Source organism: Aeromonas sp. S16(2024), from assembly GCF_041403065.1.
GTDB lineage: Bacteria > Pseudomonadota > Gammaproteobacteria > Enterobacterales > Aeromonadaceae > Aeromonas.
This window is the reverse complement of the sequence record NZ_JBGLQX010000012.1, coordinates 113800-130787: the sequence shown is the minus strand read 5'-3', so window position 1 is coordinate 130787 and position 16988 is coordinate 113800. Positions and strand designations below refer to the sequence as shown.

General features: G+C 63.6%; 15 protein-coding genes and 1 riboswitch. Of the genes, 13 read left to right on the top strand and 2 right to left on the bottom strand.

The genetic code is table 11. The annotated features are described in order from the left end of the window. Positions 1–385 precede the first annotated feature (385 nt). The 6 genes from ACB030_RS11275 (at position 386) to cbl (ending at position 6218) form a co-directional block, all read left to right on the top strand. Positions 386–1387 carry a sulfate ABC transporter substrate-binding protein gene (locus tag ACB030_RS11275; RefSeq protein ID WP_371159786.1) on the top strand — a complete coding sequence of 334 codons (1002 nt, stop codon included), beginning with the start codon at positions 386–388 and terminating at the stop codon, positions 1385–1387. Positions 1388–1426: 39 nt separating this feature from the next. Beyond that, complete coding sequence (locus ACB030_RS11270; protein ID WP_163147416.1) at positions 1427–2002, top strand: alpha/beta hydrolase; 576 nt, start codon at positions 1427–1429, stop codon at positions 2000–2002. A 279-nt stretch (positions 2003–2281) separates the two neighbouring features. Continuing rightward, positions 2282–3121, top strand: coding sequence for a sulfate ABC transporter permease subunit CysT (gene cysT / locus ACB030_RS11265; RefSeq protein ID WP_025325753.1), 840 nt, complete (start codon positions 2282–2284; stop codon positions 3119–3121). Then, complete coding sequence (cysW, locus tag ACB030_RS11260) at positions 3118–4011, top strand: sulfate ABC transporter permease subunit CysW (protein WP_205641013.1); 894 nt, start codon at positions 3118–3120, stop codon at positions 4009–4011. The genes cysT and cysW overlap by 4 nt, the downstream gene beginning before the upstream one ends. 74 nt (positions 4012–4085) lie before the next feature. Next, the gene (locus ACB030_RS11255; protein ID WP_307766519.1) at positions 4086–5153 is read left to right on the top strand and encodes a TOBE-like domain-containing protein; all 1068 of its coding nucleotides are present in this window, start codon (positions 4086–4088) and stop codon (positions 5151–5153) included. Positions 5154–5270: 117 nt separating this feature from the next. Beyond that, the gene (gene cbl / locus ACB030_RS11250) at positions 5271–6218 is read left to right on the top strand and encodes an HTH-type transcriptional regulator Cbl (RefSeq protein ID WP_025325756.1); all 948 of its coding nucleotides are present in this window, start codon (positions 5271–5273) and stop codon (positions 6216–6218) included. Between the two features lie 66 nt (positions 6219–6284). Here the strand turns inward: cbl and gbpA are convergent, their stop codons facing one another. Continuing rightward, entirely contained in the window at positions 6285–7706 is a 1422-nt protein-coding gene (gene gbpA, locus ACB030_RS11245; protein WP_371159782.1) for an N-acetylglucosamine-binding protein GbpA, read from the bottom strand. 65 nt (positions 7707–7771) lie between these two features. After that, a riboswitch (cyclic di-GMP riboswitch) is annotated at positions 7772–7857 on the bottom strand. 262 nt (positions 7858–8119) lie between these two features. Then, complete coding sequence (locus ACB030_RS11240) at positions 8120–9805, bottom strand: methyl-accepting chemotaxis protein (RefSeq protein ID WP_371159780.1); 1686 nt, start codon at positions 9803–9805, stop codon at positions 8120–8122. 293 nt (positions 9806–10098) lie between these two features. Between ACB030_RS11240 and ACB030_RS11235 the strand changes: the two genes are divergently transcribed. The 7 genes from ACB030_RS11235 to ACB030_RS11205 all read left to right on the top strand — a co-directional run bounded on the left by ACB030_RS11235 (position 10099) and on the right by ACB030_RS11205 (position 16880). Next, positions 10099–11949: a M3 family metallopeptidase gene (locus ACB030_RS11235; RefSeq protein WP_371159778.1), complete on the top strand. Its 1851-nt coding sequence runs from the start codon at positions 10099–10101 to the stop codon at positions 11947–11949. Between the two features lie 315 nt (positions 11950–12264). Continuing rightward, the gene (locus ACB030_RS11230) at positions 12265–12741 is read left to right on the top strand and encodes a murein L,D-transpeptidase family protein (protein ID WP_025325761.1); all 477 of its coding nucleotides are present in this window, start codon (positions 12265–12267) and stop codon (positions 12739–12741) included. A gap of 120 nt (positions 12742–12861) precedes the next feature. Further along, positions 12862–13575, top strand: a complete 714-nt coding sequence (locus ACB030_RS11225; RefSeq protein WP_371159776.1) for an AzlC family ABC transporter permease — start codon at positions 12862–12864, stop codon at positions 13573–13575. A 2-nt stretch (positions 13576–13577) separates the two neighbouring features. Continuing rightward, entirely contained in the window at positions 13578–13919 is a 342-nt protein-coding gene (locus ACB030_RS11220) for an AzlD domain-containing protein (protein WP_371159794.1), read from the top strand. A 115-nt stretch (positions 13920–14034) separates the two neighbouring features. Next, positions 14035–15561, top strand: a complete 1527-nt coding sequence (locus tag ACB030_RS11215; RefSeq protein ID WP_371159774.1) for a YjjI family glycine radical enzyme — start codon at positions 14035–14037, stop codon at positions 15559–15561. Next, positions 15551–16438, top strand: a complete 888-nt coding sequence (locus tag ACB030_RS11210) for a YjjW family glycine radical enzyme activase (protein ID WP_371159772.1) — start codon at positions 15551–15553, stop codon at positions 16436–16438. Before ACB030_RS11215 ends, ACB030_RS11210 begins: the two co-directional genes overlap by 11 nt. A gap of 118 nt (positions 16439–16556) precedes the next feature. Next, positions 16557–16880, top strand: coding sequence for a DUF1820 family protein (locus ACB030_RS11205; protein ID WP_371159770.1), 324 nt, complete (start codon positions 16557–16559; stop codon positions 16878–16880). The last annotated feature ends 108 nt before the right edge of the window (positions 16881–16988 follow it).

The window sequence follows — 16988 nt, the reverse complement described above, 5'->3', positions numbered from 1 at the left end:
AACAAGGGACCACAGACAGGGCTGCGACTTGCCACTGGCAACTCGGTCCCTGCCAGTGGCCCCTTGTGCTTGAGCCGGACCCTGTCCGCCTCCCCGTCCGCTCCGCCACTAATTTGAAGGCCTTCCCTCACGGGAAGGCCTTTTTGCTGTGCGCCTTCGGCACGCGAGTCAGCAAGCCCAGTCAACAGACTGGGCTTTTTCGTGCCTGCAATCTGACGGTGATGAGGGGCGAGTAGGGGTATATAGGGGCTTGAATGAGGCTGTTAGCGTGCGTTGGCGGTTGACCTAATATGCGTAAAAGAGATAAGCAAAGCGCTTTTTCTTTCTTCCTGATATATGCGGGAGGCGGCATTCTGTACTCAACCCAACGATATGGAGTATCACCATGAAATTGCGAATGACCGCCCTGACCCTGCTCTCTCTGCTGGCACTCGGCCAAGCCAATGCGGCCGAGGTGCGCCTGCTCAACGTCTCTTATGACCCGACCCGCGAGCTGTTCCAGGAATACAACAGCGCCTTTGCCAAGGAGTGGAAGGCCAAGACGGGCGATGATGTGGTGGTGAGCCAGTCACACGGTGGCTCCGGCAAACAGGCCCGTGCCGTGGTGGATGGCCTGGAGGCTGACGTGGTCTCCCTGGCGCTGGCCTATGATGTCGAGGCCGTGGCCAAGGCGGGTCTTACCGCCAGCGATTGGGAGGGGCGTCTTGCCAACAATGCGTCTCCCTATACCTCCACCATCGTCTTCCTGGTGCGCAAGGGCAACCCCAAGCAGATCAAGGACTGGGGCGATCTGGTTCGCAAGGATGTCGCCATAGTGACCCCCAACCCCAAGACCTCCGGCGGTGCGCGCTGGAATTACCTGGCTGCCTGGGGCTATGCCCTGAAGAAGAGCGGCACTGAGGAGGGAGCCAGGCAGTTTGTCGGCGATCTGTTCAAGAACGTGAAGGTGCTGGATTCCGGCGCCCGGGGTGCCACCACCAGCTTCATCGAGCGGGGCCTCGGCGACGTCTTGCTGGCCTGGGAGAACGAAGCCCTGCTGGTGCTGAATCAGCCGGGGACCAGCGACAAGTTCGAGCTCGTGGTGCCCTCGGTCTCCATCCTGGCCGAACCCCCGGTTGCCGTGGTGGACAAGGTAGCCAAGAAGCACGGTACCGAAGCGGTCGCCAAGGGTTATCTTGACTACCTCTATTCCGACGAGGGGCAGCGGATCATCGCCAAGTACCATTATCGCCCGAGCAACCCGGCGATCCTCAAGGAGACATCGGCCCAGTTCCCGCAGTTGGCGCTCTTTACCGTCAAGGATCTGGAAGGGGATTGGGACAAGGCACAGAAGAAGCACTTCGCCCAGGGCGGGCTGTTCGACCAGATTTACCAACCGGGCCGCTAACGGTGATTGGTCCCTGTGACAACAGATAGGAGCACCATGATGAACAAGATCCTTCTGGTTCCCGGTCTGCACAACAGTGGGCCGGATCACTGGCAGAGTCGCTGGCACCAGCAATTTCCCCAGTGGCAGCGGATGCTGGGTCTGCCCTGGGACAAGCCGGACCTCACCGTCTGGAGTGCCAAGCTGGCGAGCAAGCTCAGAAGCCGCCGCAGCCGGGTCCACCTGGTGGCCCACTCTTTCGGCGCCCTGACGGCGATTGCCGCCGCCCGGCTGCAACCGGACAAGGTCTCTTCCATCCTGATAGTGGCTCCCGCTGATCCGGCCCGCTTCGGCATCCCGGACGAGGCGCTGGCGGGATCCATCAAGGTGTCCGCCCAGCTCATCGCCAGCCGCAACGATCCCTGGATGAGCTTCGAACGTGCCGAGTATTGGAGTCGTCAGTGGCAGGTGCCGCTGTTCGATGCAGGCGAGGTGGGCCACATCAATGCCCAGTCCGGTCATGGGGAGTGGAGTCAGGGGCTCAACCTGCTGAACACCCTTCATCACAGGGCCGAGATGGTGGTGGATCCCGTCTCGACCGAATGGGATAGGCGGGCGGCCCTCAGCTTCCGCTGATCCTCGACCCATATGACAAGGAGAGTTCCCGCAAGATATCAGACAGGCTCGCCACCCTGATCCCATAGTGACTGTCTTTGCAGCTCAGGTTTCACCGCTCCGTTTGTTAGGTCTTTTATTTATATAAAAGACCTTTTTTTATATTTATCGCTCTAAAAGCCCTGATTTGCCGTTGTTAGACAAAAAAGTGCTTAGCAAAGGCGTTATTGGTGTTTGTTGTCCCTGGCGGTCGTGAGCAGAATCAGCGTATCGAAAGTTTTTATAACAAACGGATGTGTTATGCGATTAAGTTCTTATTCCGTCCTCCCTGGCCTGGGGCCGACCCTGGGCTTCAGCCTGCTCTACCTGAGCATACTGGTGCTGTTGCCCCTCTCGGCGCTGGTGCTGTTCGCGGTAAACAACCTGACGGCCGCCGAGTTCTGGCAGGTGATAGGCTCCCCCCGGGTGCTCGCCTCCTTTCGCCTCAGCTTCGGGGCCGCCTTTATCGCCGCCCTGCTCAACAGCCTGTTCGGGTTGATCCTGGCCTGGGTGCTGGTTCGTTACAGCTTCCCCGGTCGCCGGTTGGTGGATGCGCTCATCGACCTGCCGTTCGCCATGCCGACTGCGGTTTCCGGTATTGCCCTGTGCGCCATCTTCGCCCCCAACGGCTGGATAGGTCAGTGGGTTGCTCCCTTTGGTATCGAGCTCGCCTACAACCCCATAGGGGTGGTGATCGCCCTCACCTTCATCGGGCTGCCCTTCGTGGTGCGCACCCTGCAGCCCGTGCTGCGAGAGGCGGAGACCGAACAGGAGGAGGCCGCCGCCAGTCTTGGCGCCAATCGCTGGCAGACCTTCGCGCGAGTGTTGTGGCCTACCCTGATCCCGGCGCTGCTCACCGGCTTCGCCCTGGCGTTTGCCCGCGGGGTCGGGGAGTACGGCTCCGTCATCTTTATCGCCGGAAATTTGCCGATGGTGTCGGAAATCGCGCCGCTGATGATCATGAGCCATCTGGAGGAGTATGACTATGCCGGGGCCTCGGCCATCGCCTCCGTCATGCTGCTGATCTCGTTTGTCTTGCTGTTGATCATCAACAAGTTGCAGGCCTGGAGCTGGGCACGCATCGGAGGAAGCCGCATATGAATGCATCCAACGCAAGCCTGGACCTGGCCCTCGATGGGGCCCCTGTCACTCAGGTGCGCCAGCCTGCCGTGACCCGTGAGCCCGTCTGGGTCAAGTGGCTGCTGATCAGCGTCGGACTGGGCTGGTTCGCCGCCCTGCTGCTGCTGCCGCTCGCGACCGTCTTTATCCAGGCACTGAGCCCGGGCCTCGCCTTCTTCTGGCATGCCATCAGCGAGCCGGATGCCCTGAGCGCCCTCGGCCTGACCGCCCTGGTGACCCTCTGCTCCGTGCCCCTCAACCTGCTGTTCGGGCTGGCCGCCGCCTGGGCCATAGCCCGCTTCCGTTTCCCGGGCCGACAACTGCTCATCACCATCATCGATCTGCCGTTCTCGGTGTCGCCCGTGATAGCGGGGCTGATGTTCGTGCTGATGTTCGGCAGCCGCGGCTGGTTCGGCGACTGGCTTAGCGAGCACGACATCAAGATCATCTTCGCCACCCCGGGGATCATATTGGCGACCACCTTCATCACAGTGCCCTTCGTGGTGCGCGAGCTGCTGCCCCAGATGGAGGCCCGTGGTCCGGAAGAGGAGGAAGCCGCCATCATGCTGGGGGCGAGCGGCCTGCAGATGTTCTGGCGGGTCACCCTGCCCGGTATCCGCTGGAGCCTGATGTATGGCCTGCTGCTCTGTACCGCCCGTGCCGTGGGGGAGTTCGGTGCCGTCTCCGTGGTCTCCGGCCATATTCGCGGTCAGACCAACACACTGCCGCTGCACATCGAGATCCTCTACAACGAGTACCAGACCGGCGCCGCCTTCGCGGTGGCGAGCCTGCTGGCCCTGTTCGGGATCTTCACCCTGCTGGGGGAGACCCTGCTGGCCCGGCTGCGCGCTCAGCCCACCCAGTCCCATTGATATGGCCTGGCCTGCCTGCCGGCAGGTCAGCCCGGATAACCACAAATCCGGTTTAACGGTTTAGAGAGGCAGCCATGAGCATTCAGGTTCAACGACTCAACAAGCATTTCAATCAGTACGCGGCCCTGGCCGACATCAACCTCGATTTTCACGACGGTGAACTGGTGGCGCTGCTCGGCCCCTCCGGCTGCGGCAAGACCACACTGTTGCGGATCATCGCCGGGTTGGAGCAGGCCGACAGCGGCAACGTCATCATCCGTGGCGAGGATGCCTCGGATCTCCACGTGCGCGAGCGCAACGTCGGTTTCGTGTTCCAGCACTACGCCCTGTTCAGGCACATGACGGTGTTCGAGAACGTGGCGTTTGGCCTGAGGGTCAAGCCGCGCGCCGAGCGACCGGCCGAGGAGGCCATCCGAGCCCGGGTCAAGGAGCTGCTGGATCTGGTGCAGCTCAGCCACGTGGCCGGACGCTATCCGACCCAGCTCTCCGGCGGCCAGCGCCAGCGGGTCGCCCTGGCGCGCGCCCTGGCGGTGCAGCCCAAGGTGCTGCTGCTGGACGAGCCCTTCGGCGCCCTCGACGCCCAGGTGCGCAAGGAGCTGCGCCGCTGGCTACGGGAGCTGCACGACGAGCTGCACGTCACCAGCCTGTTCGTGACCCACGATCAGGAGGAGGCGCTGGAGGTGGCGGATCGGGTGGTGCTGATGAACGCAGGGCGGGTCGAGCAGATCGGCACCCCGGCCGAGGTCTATGACCAGCCCGCCACCGCCTTTGTGCACAGTTTCCTCGGCAGCGTGAACCTGTTCCGCGGCCGGGTAGCCGGGCAGGGGCTCGGCATAGGTGAGCAGCAGCTGGGGGGCCCCATCAGCTCCCAGCTGGCACAGGGCAGTGCGGCCATTGCCTATGTGCGCCCCCACGAGCTGGAGATACTGCCAGCGGATGCACCGGGTGGCATCAGCGCCACCATCACCCGCTTGTTGCCCATGGGGCCGCGGATCCGGGTGGAGTTGCGCGGGGATGGCGAGACCAGGGGCGCTCACTACGAGGCCGAGCTGAGCAAGGAGGCCGCCCGTGCCTTCGCCCCCGGCCAGGGAGTGCGTCTGGTGGCCCGGCATGCGCAGCTCTATCCCGACTACCAGATTTGAGGGCGAGCCCCCAAGGCGAGACCCTTTTTCAGGCTTGCAGCCGGACTCTGATCCGGTCGCCCAATAACAAGAGGACGGTGGCAGCATCCACCGCCACTCAGCGCAGGAGGCGATGAGGTGAATTTTCAGCAATTACGCATTATCCGGGAAGCGGCGCGGCGGGATTACAACCTGACCGAAGTGGCCAATGCCCTCTTTACCTCCCAGTCCGGGGTCAGCCGCCATATCCGCGAGCTGGAGGAGGAGTTGGGGCTCGCGCTCTTCATCCGTTACGGCAAACGGCTGCTCGGCATGACGGAGCCGGGCAAGGAGCTGCTGGTGATCGCCGAGCGTATCCTGGGGGACGCCGACAATATCCGCAAATTGGCCAGCACCTTTGCCAACCGGGATTCCGGGCGGCTGCTGGTAGCGACCACTCACACCCAGGCGCGCTATGCCCTGCCCCGTGTGGTGAAGGCGTTTCGCGAGCAGTTCCCGCTGGTGCAGCTGGAGCTGCGCCAGGGCAGCCCGGAGGAGATTGTACGGCTGGTGCAGACCGGCGAGGTGGACATCGGCATCAGCAGCGAGCAGCTCGACAAGAGCGAAGGTGTGGTCGCGTTTCCCTACTACCGCTGGCATCACAACATAGTGGTGCCGGAGCAGCACCCGCTTACCGCCGAGCGGGAACTGACCCTGGCGGCCCTGGCACACTGGCCCATAGTCACCTATCAGGCGGGCCTGACGGGCCGGGTGCGGGTGGATGAGGCCTTCGCCGAGGCGGGGATACATCCGCAGATCCTGCTGACCGCCCAGGATTCCGACGTCATCAAGACCTATGTCGAGCTGGAGATGGGGGTGGGCATACTGGCGGACATGGCGTTTGATCCCCAGCGGGACAAGGGGCTGGTGCAGCTCGACGGCAGCCGGCTGTTTGCGCCGCACACCGCCTGGATCGGCCTCAAGCAGGGGCAGTTCCAGCACAACTTCACCTGGCAGTTCATCCAGCTCTGCAACCCCGAGCTGGCGCTGGCGGAGATCCAGGCCAGGGCCATGAGCAACGAGCCCCTGCTCGACTACCAGATCTGAGCCGAGCGGCGCATGAAAAACGGGGAGCCATGGGCTCCCCGTTTGATTGATGTCACAGCGACAGCGCTATTGTGCGATCCAGGCATCCTGCCAGTTGGTGCCCACGCCGGGCTCATACTGGGTCGCCGTGCTCGTCCAGATGGTGCACCAGCCGCTGTAGGGGTAGGGTTTGCACTGATAGATCTTGCCATCTTTCGGCTGCAGCACCTTGGTGCCTGCTGCATAGGATTTGAGTCCCTCCGGGAAGCTGTACTGGTAGTCACCGCCGCTGGCGGGATCCTTGAACATCAGGTCCAGGGTCTGCTGCAGGGGGGCACCGCCCGCCTTCGGCTTGCCCTCGATCACCAGCTGGTGGTGGCCGGCGCTCAGCGCGCCGACCGCCATGGTGAAGCTATGGCTGCTGTCCTTGATGTCGGCACCGGTCTGGCCCTTGGCGGCGCCACCGTGGTCATACAGGGTGTTGGTGACCGCGAGATCCCCCTCGGCCGTGACGGTGAAGTTGAGGGTGACCTTGCCGTTGTCGAGCAGGTATTCGCTCTCCAGCCCGCTCACGCTGATGCCGTCGTTTACCGGGGGTTGCTGCTGCTCGAGCTGGACCTCGACCCGCTCCAGCGCGCTGCCTGCCTTCAGGTAGATGGGGTTCTGGCCATAAACAGGGTTGAACTGGCCATCGGTGCCTTGCTGGCCTGCGCGGATCTGGCTCTGCTCTGCGTTGATCCTGGCGGCCAGATCGTGAGCCCAGTTGTTCTTCTGACCCTGCTCGGCGGAGCCTATGGTCAGCACTGTCTGCAGATCGGTGCGCTCGCCGTTGGCGTCGAATACCCGGGTTCTGGCCTTGTCGCCGGCCACCAGATCGGTGGAGGGGTAGATGGTCCCGCCCTGGCTCCAGGTCAGCGGTGGCTGGGTGCCGCCATCGAACTGGGCGTCGATGAGGTTGTAGAAGCTGTTGGCGGTATCGCCCACCTCCCAGACCCCGAGAATAACCTGATAGCCGGTACGCGCCGGCAGGGTGCACTCATGGGTGACCTGCTTGGGCGGCTGCACCATGCCCCCGTCGATGACGCAGAACGGATTGAGATCGAAGGAGTCCCTGGTCAGGGGCTGGTTCGGGTTCCACTCCTGCTTGGTGAGGTAGTAGCGCCAGTTGCGGGTCACGTGGTTGGCGGTGAAGGTCCAGCCGATGGTGAAGGGACCGGCCTGCACCTGGCGCTTGGTCCAGCGATCGCTGGTCTGGGCATTGAGTTCACCAAATTGCGGGTGACCGGCCGAGGCTATCTGGCCGTCGGCGGGGCCGCCATCGGGGAAGCCGGATGGCGCCTCCAGGCTCTGTGGCTCCCACTGAATGGCGCCACACTGACTATTGCCGCCGGTCTTGCACAGATAGTTGCGCCCTTCCGGCTGGCTGATATAACCGTGGGCGAGCACGCCGCCGCTGGCCAGCAGCGCCAGCGCGGCGGCCACATGATTGAGTTGGATTTTTGCTGCCATACATTCCTCTGTTCGGTGATGTGGGCAGTCAAGTTGGCAGGGGAATCCCCCGTGACACACCTGGGTGTGGCAACCCCGCTATCCTGGACGACATGTCTTTAGACCGGAGGCTTTGCGTCCTGGCCTTTCAACCAGTTTGCCAAATGACTACATAAAGGGTCAGGGTGCCGCCCTTGAGGACGGCACCACCATGATGGCTTCTTTTGATTAAATTATTAAGTGTAAATCTTTACAGCTTGACCTCATCGGAGTAGAGCAATCACTTAACACTCTGTTTTTAAAATTATATTTAATTCATCAAGTTGGGTTTTGCTTCGCCCGCTCCGTCAAAAGATGCAAAATCGCGACATTTTTCATCAATGAAAAAATCCCCTGCCGGTGAGGCCGGCAGGGGATGGGACTGTGTCAGACGGTCAGTGGTGCGGGTACTGGTCTGTGCGGCGGGTGGGCGAGGGGCGCGGGGCCTGACCGGGCGCCAGATCCCGGGGGAGGCCATTGCCGAGCCTGAACACCGCCAGCCGCTCGTCCAGGCTGCGCGACAGTCCGGCCAGCAGCTCGCTCTCCTGTGCCAGCTGGGAGGCGGCCTGGGACATCTCGAGCGCCGAGTCATTGATACCGCTGACGTTGCGGTTCATGTCTTCCGCCACCATGCTCTGCTGCTCCGCCGCCGTGGCTATCTGGGTCGCCATGTCGCTCACGTGCTGGATGTGATTGACGATCAGGGAGAGATCCTGCCCCGCCTTCTCGGACTGGCCGACGCTGCTCTCCGCCAGCTTGCGGCTGGCATCCATGGCGCTGGCGGCGGCCACCGCCCGCTGCTGCAACTGGGTGATGGTGCTCTGGATCTCCTCGGTGGAGTGGCGGGTACGGCTGGCCAGCTGGCGCACCTCGTCGGCCACCACGGCGAAGCCGCGACCCTGCTCGCCGGCCCGGGCCGCCTCTATGGCGGCGTTGAGGGCCAGCAGATTGGTCTGATCCGAGATGGCGCTGATGACGGCGGTCACCTCGCCTATCTGCATCACCCCCTCCTTGAGCTGGTTGACCTGATGGGTGGCCTGCTCTACCTCGGTGGCGAGCGCCTGGATGCCGTGCACGCTGGCGTGGACGTCCTCGTTGCCGAGCCCGGCCTCGCTGGTGGCGTCCTGGGTGTCGCGGGCCGTGTTCTCGGCGTGGCCCGCTACATCCGAGATGGTGGCGCTCATCTCGTTCATGGCGGTGGCGAGCTGGGCCAGCTGATCCCGCTGGCTGTTGACCGCCTGGTTGGTCTGCTCGGCGGAGGCGGCGATGCGCAGGGCGGCATCCGCCACGTTGCGGGCCCCCTGGCTCGCCTCCAGCAGGGCGCGGCGAATGGCGTCCAGTCCCTGATTGGTGCTGGTGGCGACGGCCCCCAGCTCATCCTTGCCATGGACCGGGATGTTGACCACCAGATCCCCGGCCGCCACCTGGGCCATGGCCCCCTTGATCTCGGCCAGCGGCCTGACGATGGAGCGGCTGATGGCCACCCCCAGCCACCCCATCAGCAGGATCACCAGCAGGGTGGCGCCTCCCATCAGCTGGTACTGGGACCAGATGGTAGCCTCTATGTCCTGCAGCAGCACGCCTGAGCCCAGGATCCAGCCCCAGGGCTGGTAGCCGGCCACCAGGGACATCTTCCGGGCCGCCTCGCCGGAGGGGGAGATCCACTGGTACTCCAGGCGACCCTGATGGCCTCCCTTGCCGAGATCCACCATGCGCTGCCAGTGGGATTCGGCGGGCGTCCCGCCCATCTGCTGGCCGACCAGCTCGGGCTTGGCAGGGTGCACCACCACGTGGCGGTTCTCGTCCAGCACGAACAGATAGTTGTCCCCATCGAAGCGCATGCTGTCGAGCATGGCCTTGGCTTGCGCCTGGGCTTGCGGTGCGGGCAGGGTGGTGGCCAGGGTCAGGATCCGGCTCATGGCGAGATCCAGCACCGCCTGCAGCCGGGCTTCCCGCTCACTCATCAGGTTGCGATGCAGGGCACTGGCGGAGATGAGCAGCAGTGCGATGAAGCCGACCAGCGCCACCGAGAGCAGCAGCATCAGTTTGCGACTCACGGCGATATCACCGAGCTTGAACATAGTCTTTTCCTTCTTTCCCGTGCGGATCTGGTGAGGGCCAGTCAGCTGGCTGGCCTTGATTGCTATTTGATTAACATTTATTTAACTTTCATGGGGTTGTGATAGCTAGTTTCCAATTGAGTGTGTTGGCAACCAGTATAGCCAGCAGACAGAAACCCTCGCTTTTGATAGCGTGGTCTGGCGCATCCCGGCGCACCATTTGCCGACTCTATTTGCAAGAAGTGTGAATAAGTTGGCATTTCACCAAAAAGGAGTGGGCGCGCCTGTGGCCGCCCCATAACAAGAGGGAATTTATGAGTTCCATTGCCAGGAATTACTTGAACCAGCTCAACGCCGACTACCTGCGAGTACACAGGCGCAAGGAGGATCTCTTCTGGTCCACCTACATGGGCACCAGCGACGATCAGGCCGGCTTCACCGCCGCCGAGCAGGCCTACAAGGCGTTTTGTGCCGATCCTGCCCGTCTGCCGGTGCTGCGGGAGATGCAGGCCCGGGCCGAAGAGGCAGAGCTCAAGCGCGGTCTGGGAGGCTGGATAGCCTTCTTCGAATGCAACGTCATCGAGGATCCGGCCGCTGCCGCCCTGATGGATGAGCTGGTGGCTTCCGAGGCGGATCTCTTCGCCCGCCGCAAGGGGCTCAAGCTCACCCTGCTGGACGAGCAGGGCCAACAAGTGGCCGGCAGCCTGCCCGCCGCCAGCACGGCGCTTGCCGCCAGTAGCGACGAGGCGGTGCGCCAGAGTGCGCTCGCCATGTTCCACAGCCTGGAGCAGTGGGTGGTCGGCAACGGCTTTCTCGAGGTGGTGGCCCTGCGCAACCGCTTCGCCCGGGCCATGGGCTATCGGGACTACTTCGACTACAAGGTGCACAAGAACGAGCAGATGAGCCCGGCGCAGCTGTTTGCCGTGCTCGACGACTTTATCGCCCGCACCGAGCAGCGGGTGCACCAGAGCCTGGCGGAGCTGAAAGCCGCCAAGGGAGAAGGGGCCCTGCTGCCCCACAACCTGCGCTACAGCGTGAGCGGCGACGTGACCCGTCAGCTCGACCCCTATGTGCCCTTCTCCCGGGCGCTGAAGGATTGGGTCCAGAGCTTCCGCCGCCTCGGCATCCAGTATCGCGGCGCCACCCTGACCCTGGATCTGCTGATCCGGGAGGGGAAATACGAGAACGGCTTCTGCCACGGCCCGGTGCCAAGCTTCTGGCAGGAGGGGGAGTGGGTGCCCGCCCTAGTCAACTTCACCAGCCTGGCGGATCCGGCCCAGGTGGGCAGCGGCTGGAGTGGCCTCAACACCCTGTTCCACGAGGGAGGCCATGCGGCGCACTTTGCCAACGTCACCGGCAACGCCCCCTGCTTCTCCCAGGAGTTCCCGCCCACCTCCATGGCCTATGCCGAGACCCAGTCCATGTTCTGCGACAGCCTGCTGGACGACGCCGACTGGCTCAAGGGCTACGCCAGGAACGCGGCGGGGGAGGCGATTCCCGACGAGCTCATCAAGGGGATGATAGAGGCGCGCCAGCCGTTTCGTGCCTTCAACGAGCGCCAGATAGCGCTGGTGGCCTACTTCGAGCGGGATCTCTACGCCATGGCGGAGAGCGATCGCACTCCAGAGGCGGTGCTGGCGCTGGCCCGCCGCTGGGAGCGCCAGATCCTGGGGGTGGAGAGCCCGCGTCCGCTGCTGGCCATTCCGCACCTCCTGAATCAGGAGTCGGCCTGCGCCTATCACGGCTACCTGCTGGCGCTGATGGCGGTGGAGCAGACCCGTGCCTACTTCCTGGGGCGCGACGGCTACCTCACCGACAACCCGCGCATAGGGCCGGATCTGGCCGCCCACTACTGGGGGCCGGGCAACGGCATGACCCACGATGAGACGCTCAGGAGCCTCACTGGGGAAGGCTTCAGTGCAGTGCCATTGGCCGAGGCGTGCAACCAGAGCGTGGCGCAGGCGTGGGCGACGGCCGAAGCCTGCATGGTGGCGGCGAGCCAGCGCCCGCCGGCAGGAGAGGGGATCCCGCTCGACGCCCAGATCCGGGTGATGCACGGCGCCGAGCTGATTGCCGACAACAGCGAGTCGGAGGCCAGCATGCTGGCCGACTTCGAGGCCTGGATCCGCCAGCATTATCAGCGCGAGCCCGCCACCGCCCGGTGAGGTGCTCCTCGACCAGCAAGCCCTGCCCATCGGCAGGGCTTGCTCATTTCAGCGAGACGGGATCTTTGCCGCAGTGTGAGCCGGGGCGCAAGATGCGCCTGTTTTTTGCGCCATCTATCTGTTTTGACTATTTATTATGGTGAGGCGCAGATGCGTTGACCGAGCGCTGGCGAGGCGGGTCACAGATATGTTTCTCTGGATATATTGAGTATTCATGGCGATCCCATATCATGGCGCTCGCTCGCCGCCAGAGAGTGGCGACATTCAGATGATTAGCTAAATACAAAGCCCTGAAGGCTTGTCGAGGGATGGAAATTGAGAGCCGTATTGTTGTGTTTGCTGGGGCTGTGGCCCGCATTGAGTTTTGCCACCCTGTCCGCCGACATGGTGGTGGTCAAGAAGTCGAGTTATAGCCTGACCCTGATGAAAGATGGCAAGCCGGTCAAGCGCTACTGGGTCGCCCTGGGTCCTGCTCCCAAGGGACACAAGCAGCAGGAAGGGGATCAGCGTACCCCGGAAGGGCGCTACACCCTCGACTACAAGAAGAGCAATTCCGGCTTCTACAAGGCGATCCACATCAACTACCCGAATCTGGACGACATCAAGCGTGCCAATGAGCTGGGAGTGCGCCCGGGCGGCATGATCATGATCCATGGTCAGCTCAACCGCATGGGGGATCGCAGGGTACAGCCGTCCAACTGGACCAATGGCTGCATCGCCGTGCTCAACCACGAGATGGACGAGATCTGGAACGCCGTCGAGCCAGGCACCCCCATCATCATCGAGCCCTGATCCTCGTCGTTCACGCCCGCTGCCCTGCGGGCGTTTTGTTTCCTCCCTGGATGGCGTGACAGCCCATCCCGCGCCGTGCTAGTTTTTCCGGCTCGCGTTGGAAGTCACAAGGATGATCCCATGATGTCAGGAACCCGCATCGCCGCGCCCGAGCGCACGGGCGTGCTCTGGTGGCGCGCCACCCTGGATATTCTCCCCCTCTCCATTTCCGTCATCCCCTGGGGGATATTGTGCGGCGCCCTGGCGTTGCAGGCGGGCCTGAGCCCGGTGCAGGCCCAGCTGATGTCGCTGCTGGTCTATGCCGGCGCGGCCCAGCTCTCGGCCACCACCTTGTTCGGGGCGGGTACCCCCTTGCTGCCCATCATGGGCTCCACCTTCGTCATCACCTCCCAGCACCTGCTCTATGGCTTCACCTTTCGCCGGGACGTGCTGCCGCTCTCCCTGCGCTGGCGTGCCAGCCTCGCCTTCTTCCTGACCGACGAGATGTTCGCGGTGGCACTCAAGGAGAGGGATCGCAGCGGCCTCTTCAACCCCGCCTATGCCCTGATCGCGGGCTTCGTGTTCTATCTGTTCTGGAACCTGGCGACCCTGCTCGGCATCGCCGCCGGTCAGTACATCGAGGGGCTGGACAAGATGGGGCTGGACTTTGCCATCGCCGCCACCTTCATCGCCATGACCATACCGGCCATGAAGAACCTGCCCATGGTGGCGGCGACTGTGGTGAGCGGCGGCACTGCGCTGCTCACCAAGCCGCTGCTGGCGGAGATCCACATCATCATCTCGGCCCTGGCCGGCATGGTGGTGGGTTATGTCTTGCACCGGATGAGGAGATGACCATGGGCTGGCTGATGATTGGCCTGCTGGCCCTGATCACCTTCTTCAACCGCTTCGCCTTCTTCTCGCGGCTGACCCGCTATCAACCGGGCGCCGAGATGGGGGCCTTCCTCAGCTTCTCGGCCCAGTCGGTGCTGACCGCCATCTGGTTGCCCATCGTCTTCAGCTATGAGCCGGGCAAGGGGCTGGAGTGGGATCCGGACTACCTGGCTGCCACCCTGCTGGTGACGGTGCTGACCCTGCTGCGCCTGCCGACTCTGGTGGTGGTAGTGGTCGGCATGGGGGGCTTCTTCCTGCTGCGCTGGCAGGGGGGACTGCTCGCCCTGCTGCCCTGGCTGGGATAAGCCGTGATCCCGCCTAACGGATGTCTCTATCGGACATCCGTTATGTTGTGAATGTCACTTCAAAAAAGGCCTCTCGAGTGTGAGGATTTAGGAATCATCCGCCAAGGAGTTTCCCATGTCCCTCACCGCCAGCTGCCAGCGCATAGTGCGCGACCCCCTGCTCTCCCCGGCTCAGAAGAGCCATGCCCTGGCGCTCGCCGCCGAGAATGCGCTGCCCTATCCCGCGCTGCCTGCCGAGGTGGCCGAAGCGATGGCGCAAGGGGTGCTCTGCGACATGTTCGAGGGACATGCCCCCTACAAGCCACGCTACGTGCTGCCGGACTATGAGAAGTTCCTGCGCCAGGGCTCCCCCTGGCTGGAGCTGGCGCCGCCACGGGATTTCGACGAGGCCCTGGATGCCCTGCGCATCCTCTATCACCACGTGCCCTCGGTCACCGGCATGCCGGTCTGGCTGGGGCGCCTCGATCACCTGCTGCTGCCCTTCGTCGGGGGGCTGGATGACGAGGCGCTGTATCGCAAGCTGAAAGGCTTCTGGATCTACCTGGACAGGGTGCTGCCGGATGCCTTCATGCACGTCAATATCGGGCCGGATGACAACAGGATCTGCCGCCTGATCCTGCGCATCGACGGCGAACTCAAGCAGGTGGCGCCGAACCTCAGCCTGTTTCACGATCCCGCATCGACCCCGGACAGCCTGCTGATGCAGGGGGTGCAGAACATAGCCCTGTGCGGCAAGCCCCACATCGTCAACTACCCGATCCACAGGGAGACCTTCGATGAGCGGGGCTTTGGCATCGTCAGCTGCTACAACGCCCTGCCCCTGGGGGGCGGTGCCAACACCCTGGTGCGCCTCTCCCTCAAGGGGATGGCCGAGCAGAGCGCCGACCTCGAGGAGTTCATGACGCGCTGGCTGCCCCACTACTGCGAGCAGGCCTCCCGCCTCATCGAGGCAAGGGCCGCCTTCCTGCACCAAGAGTCCGGCTTCTTCGCCAGCTTCCTGGTGGAGGAGGGGTTGATCGAGGAGGCGCGTTTTGTCCCCATGTTCGGCATCTATGGCATGGCGGAGGCGGTGAACCTGCTGATGGATAAGGCGGGGCTGCCCGGGCGCTACGGCCACGACGAGGGGGCGAACCAGCTCGGCCATCGCATCTCGGCCCGGCTCTCGGCCTGGGTGACGGCCCGGCCCCAGCTCCACGCCTGGGGCGGGCGTGCCCTGCTGCACTCCCAGGGCGGGCTCAGCCTGGACCAGGGGGTCACCCCAGGGGTGAGGATCCCTTATGGGGAGGAGCCGGATCCCGCCAGCCACCTGCTGGCCCTGGCGCCGCACCACGGCTACTACCACTCCGGGATCAGCGAGATCCTGACCCTGGATCCCACCATCCGCCAGAACCCGCAGGCACTGCTGCAGCTCTGCAAGGGGGCCTTCGCCCTCGGCATGCGCGAATTCAGTGCCAACGTGGCGGACAGCGACCTGGTGCGGGTGACCGGCTACATGATCCGCAAGAGCGATGTGGCCCGCTTTGCGGCGGAAGGATCACGACTGCAGACCACCTGCCTCGGCGCCGAGGCGAGCGAGCTGACCGGGATCCGCCAGCGGGCGCCGCGGGTGGTCGCCCTTGAGGCGACCCTGTGTGACTACTGACAGTGACAAGGGGGCGCGCACCGCGACGGTCAGTCGCTGGTTGCCCTTCTCCTGCGTGGACGGCCCCGGCAACCGGCTGGTGCTCTTTCTGCAGGGGTGCAACTTTCGCTGCCCTGGCTGCCACAACCCCCACACCATAGGGCTGTGCGATCACTGTGGCGACTGCGTGCCCGGCTGCCCGAGCGGGGCCTTGACTCCCATTGATGGCAGGGTGCGTTGGCAGGCGTCTCTCTGCACCCATTGTGATCGCTGCCTGGATGCCTGTCCCCGCAGCGCCAGCCCCAAGACCCACCAGATGTCGGTGGCCGAGGTGCTGGCCCTGCTGCGCCGCTACGGCCCGCTGCTCACCGGCATCACAGTATCCGGCGGTGAGGCCACCACCCAGCTCCCCTTCGTGGTGGCGCTCTTTGCGGCCATCAAGGCCGCGCCGGATCTTGCCCATCTCACCTGCCTGCTGGACAGCAACGGATCCCTTGGTGAAACGGGCTGGCAGCGGCTGCTGCCGGTGCTGGACGGCGCCATGATAGATCTCAAGGGGTGGCGCGAGTCGGTGCATCACTCGCTCACGGGTCAGGGCCGGGAGCGGGTGCTGGCCTCGCTGCAACTGCTCGCGCGGGCTGGCAAGCTGGCGGAGCTGCGGCTGCTCCAGGTGCCGGGGCGCAGCGATTTTCTGGACGCCAGAGGGGAGCTGGACGCCGGGCTCGCTGCCTTCTTGCAGACGCTGGGACCTGTACCTATTCGTCTCAACGGTTTTCGCCATCACGGGGTACGCGGGGAGGCGACGCTCTGGCAGGAGGCCGCCATGGAGGAGCTTGATAGGTTGTCCAACGCATTGAAGGTGAAAGGATTTGGCCCTGTTTCCCTGCCGCCGCTGTGACGGACGCCGAATCTTCTGCCTCCTGAGACCCGATATGACGCAACTGTGATGTCTGTCTATTTGGTGCGCACAAAGTGGCGGCTAGAATGGGAAAACCGCCCATCATCAACAGATACCCATGAGTGAAGCCAACGTCTTATATCGAGTGCAGTTTATTTGTCACAACGAGCGTTACGAGGTCTATGTCAGGGACGTGAATCAGGGCCAGCTGTTCGGCTTCATCGAGATCGCGAACTTCGTATGGGACAACCACACTGCGCTCATCGTCGATCCCAGTCACGAGAAGCTCAAGAGTGAGTTTGCCGACGTCAACCGCACCCTGATCCCCATGCACCAGGTGCTGCGCATCGATCAGGTGCGCAAGCAGGGGGCGGCCCGCATCACAGAGCTTGGCAACAACGTCGCCACCTTCCCGAGCCCCCTCTATACCCATCGGCCGTGAGTTCCCCCTTGGCAAACTAATGATAATTGACTTGATTGGGGTCAAGAAAAGGTCCGATTTTGCCGGGACTGTACTGGTCGCGTGATATTGTGGCGTCATAAGGCGCTG

What these genes read in the sequence shown, in the direction of transcription:
- ACB030_RS11255 (WP_307766519.1), top strand. Translation starts at nt 4,086, where the DNA reads ATGAGCATTCAGGTTCAACGACTCAACAAGCATTTCAATCAGTACGCG.
- ACB030_RS11235 (WP_371159778.1), top strand. Translation starts at nt 10,099, where the DNA reads ATGAGTTCCATTGCCAGGAATTACTTGAACCAGCTCAACGCCGACTAC.
- cysT (WP_025325753.1), top strand. Translation starts at nt 2,282, where the DNA reads ATGCGATTAAGTTCTTATTCCGTCCTCCCTGGCCTGGGGCCGACCCTG.
- cysW (WP_205641013.1), top strand. Translation starts at nt 3,118, where the DNA reads ATGAATGCATCCAACGCAAGCCTGGACCTGGCCCTCGATGGGGCCCCT.
- ACB030_RS11225 (WP_371159776.1), top strand. Translation starts at nt 12,862, where the DNA reads ATGATGTCAGGAACCCGCATCGCCGCGCCCGAGCGCACGGGCGTGCTC.
- gbpA (WP_371159782.1), bottom strand. Translation starts at nt 7,706, where the DNA reads ATGGCAGCAAAAATCCAACTCAATCATGTGGCCGCCGCGCTGGCGCTG.
- ACB030_RS11220 (WP_371159794.1), top strand. Translation starts at nt 13,578, where the DNA reads ATGGGCTGGCTGATGATTGGCCTGCTGGCCCTGATCACCTTCTTCAAC.
- ACB030_RS11270 (WP_163147416.1), top strand. Translation starts at nt 1,427, where the DNA reads ATGAACAAGATCCTTCTGGTTCCCGGTCTGCACAACAGTGGGCCGGAT.
- ACB030_RS11275 (WP_371159786.1), top strand. Translation starts at nt 386, where the DNA reads ATGAAATTGCGAATGACCGCCCTGACCCTGCTCTCTCTGCTGGCACTC.
- ACB030_RS11215 (WP_371159774.1), top strand. Translation starts at nt 14,035, where the DNA reads ATGTCCCTCACCGCCAGCTGCCAGCGCATAGTGCGCGACCCCCTGCTC.
- ACB030_RS11240 (WP_371159780.1), bottom strand. Translation starts at nt 9,805, where the DNA reads ATGTTCAAGCTCGGTGATATCGCCGTGAGTCGCAAACTGATGCTGCTG.
- ACB030_RS11205 (WP_371159770.1), top strand. Translation starts at nt 16,557, where the DNA reads ATGAGTGAAGCCAACGTCTTATATCGAGTGCAGTTTATTTGTCACAAC.